Annotated in this window: 3 protein-coding genes and 1 pseudogene; 3 read left to right on the top strand and 1 reads right to left on the bottom strand. The window is 36.5% G+C overall.

All coding sequences use genetic code 11. The features are described from left to right. Positions 1-337 (bottom strand): annotated as a pseudogene (locus N477_RS01730) (IS110 family transposase); the annotation flags it as partial. 120 nt (positions 338-457) lie between these two features. On the opposite strand from N477_RS01730, the gene N477_RS01725 reads away from it, so the two are divergent. The 3 genes from N477_RS01725 (at position 458) to N477_RS01715 (ending at position 2,104) form a co-directional block, all read left to right on the top strand. After that, a complete protein-coding gene (locus N477_RS01725; RefSeq protein ID WP_063363390.1) occupies positions 458-724 on the top strand; it encodes a hypothetical protein in 267 nt (88 codons plus the stop codon). 156 nt (positions 725-880) lie between these two features. Further along, entirely contained in the window at positions 881-1,237 is a 357-nt protein-coding gene (locus N477_RS01720) for a hypothetical protein (protein WP_063363389.1), read from the top strand. A gap of 396 nt (positions 1,238-1,633) precedes the next feature. Then, positions 1,634-2,104 (top strand): hypothetical protein, encoded by a 471-nt coding sequence (locus tag N477_RS01715; RefSeq protein ID WP_063363388.1) that lies wholly within the window; start codon positions 1,634-1,636, stop codon positions 2,102-2,104. The last annotated feature ends 276 nt before the right edge of the window (positions 2,105-2,380 follow it).

Raw genomic sequence — 2,380 nt, 5'->3', positions numbered from 1 at the left:
ATTTAGCTAATTTAAGTGCATTACGCTTGTCAGTTTTAACACGTTCACCAGGCTTTTTAGGGATAAGCGAGGGGGCAACTACGTAACAGCAATGCCCAAGAGAAGTAATTAAGCGATAAATCCAGTAACCACAAGGGCCAGCTTCATAAACGAAATGTATAGTTGCATTAGGGTATTTAGATTCAAATTGCCTGATGAGCCTTTTTATAGCTACTTTAGCAGAAGAAATACGACCGAAATGAATGGGGTGTGCGCCGCGATTATCTTCAATGTAGGCAACCTCAATGAATTCTTTATGAGTATCTAAGCCAATGAAAAGTATGTTATGTTTAGTCATGCTAGCCTCTGCTATTTAGTTATTTGACAAACTAATTATGGCTCTGGCTTTAAGCTAACCCACAAAAATGCGGAGGCTAGCACCGTGTGGGAGTCATTATGTCTATTTAGCTCTGAAGTTATGGAATTAGAAACTGCTGAAATAAAGAGTAACTTTAAGCAATTCGTATTGGTGTTACTCTTTGGTCCATTTGGTTTGTTTTATAGTAATAAGTTACTTGCGACAATTGCTGTACTATTGTTTTTCATCTTGATTGGAGCTTATTTTTTGGGCTTCTTGATAGTGTGGGTATTTTCTTTTGTTGCTGGCTTTTATAGTGTCAAAGAACATAATAAAAGAGTTAACAAGTTCGAAAAGCTTAAGAAAAGATACAAGCATTTAGGTTGAAAGCGCTATATAACAAAGTTGCAAATTGAACGTTTCTAACTTAGTGATATCTGCTTAACTTACTGTTCTGGTTGAGGGTATTAAAGTGCGTATTTGAAAAGTTGTTGTTATACAACATTTGTTGTAGATAAAAATGTTATGTGCTTTCGGGAGCTTATGAAATTAACATTCAAGATTGTGGCAGCACTGGTGTGCATTCTGTTTGCGGCATACCATACTTACTTTTTTGTGCTTCCCAGTGTAACGGTGATAAACAACTCAAAATCGGCAGTCGAAAGCGCAAGAGTTAACTTGCCAAGTTCAGGATTGGACATTGGTCCCATTTATGCTGGATCGAAGAACACGATTTACTATGCGTTAGAGCAAATTGACGGTGTTTATCAATACCAGTTCAAAATTGAAAGTGGTCTTGTCTTGTCGGGTAAGTGTGGTTACGTTACAAATAACGAGGTTCATAAGCGTGTGGTGCTTTTGGTTAAAGAAAATCAGGTAACCTGCCAATCAAGCAGATAACAATCGCATAAAATCGCCGCTGAAAAAACTAAATGGGACAGGCACACATTTATTGCATCAAATGATTGAGATGCAACAAGTTATAAAATCGCATAAAGGCGGTTACCCAATAGAGATAACATGAAATGGTGCTTTGGGTGCATAAAAAAGGGGATTTCATAACCAGTTCCATTTTGATTTTTTTGTATATACAGTTCTCGATGTTTTTCAAACATCACTGGTATTCGACAAGTGACGTACTTTAACAATTTCTAATTTGGTGACATCTACTTAACTTATTGTTATGGTTGAGGGTATTAAAGTGCGTATTTGAAAAGCTGTTGTTATGCGGCAGACATTACGCTGTTGTTATAAGACATTTGTCGTAGATCAAAATGTTAGCTGCCAAGGAAGACTATGCGTAAATTTTTATTTTTAGTGTTAAGTTTAACTAGCTTTTCATCTATGGGGTGCAGTATCCCTTGGCCAAAAGGCTTCACCTTTAACATTGAATATATTGCTCATCGAGGTGATCGCCTTTTAAAAAACGAAGTGCCAATTCCCATAGTAGAAACCGAGTTGGTTCGAGGAACTAAAGCAAACTCTGGTGGCTCATGTGAGGATGCTGGAATTATCAAATTAAACTTATCTTTGCCAAAAGGTTCTAAGTATCGTTTAAATCAGCTTGGATTTTATGCACGTGTTCTTGAAGGTGAATACCCATCTAATATCCCTAAAACCCCGTTTATGGTAGATAACACTGGGATTGCTATGTTTCCATGGTTGGACGGTGCAGGTGAAAAGCCAATTGATTTAAAATTAGAAATCTTTGCAATAAACCAGGCTCTCGTTATTGGTAAACCAGTTATTGTGCGTATAAAAGGGTAATGGCAGCTAACAAGCTTTTAAACATGGACAAAATATAGTTGGCTTTTGCCCCTTTGTCGCTAATTTTAGCCTGTAAGCTAAATGGGACAGGCACAAAATATATTGCTGTAATCTTCTCTAATTTATAAATGTGTCTGTTCAACTTTCTCTTTTTCAAATATCACAGTTATACGACAATTCATATTTTTCAATAATTCCTAATTGGGTGACACCTGATTAACTTATTGTTATGGTTAAGGTGTGTTAAGTGCATATCTAATACCATTCCGCATAAAG

The organism is Pseudoalteromonas luteoviolacea H33-S (assembly GCF_001625695.1).
In the GTDB taxonomy this organism is placed as follows: Bacteria; Pseudomonadota; Gammaproteobacteria; order Enterobacterales; family Alteromonadaceae; genus Pseudoalteromonas; species Pseudoalteromonas luteoviolacea_B.
The sequence above is the reverse complement of the archived record's forward strand: the minus strand, read 5'-3'. Positions and strand labels throughout refer to the sequence as shown.

Excerpts from the sequence above, each read along its gene's own strand:
- N477_RS01725 (WP_063363390.1), top strand. The coding sequence starts at position 458 with ATGGAATTAGAAACTGCTGAAATAAAGAGTAACTTTAAGCAATTCGTA.
- N477_RS01720 (WP_063363389.1), top strand. The coding sequence starts at position 881 with ATGAAATTAACATTCAAGATTGTGGCAGCACTGGTGTGCATTCTGTTT.
- N477_RS01715 (WP_063363388.1), top strand. The coding sequence starts at position 1,634 with ATGCGTAAATTTTTATTTTTAGTGTTAAGTTTAACTAGCTTTTCATCT.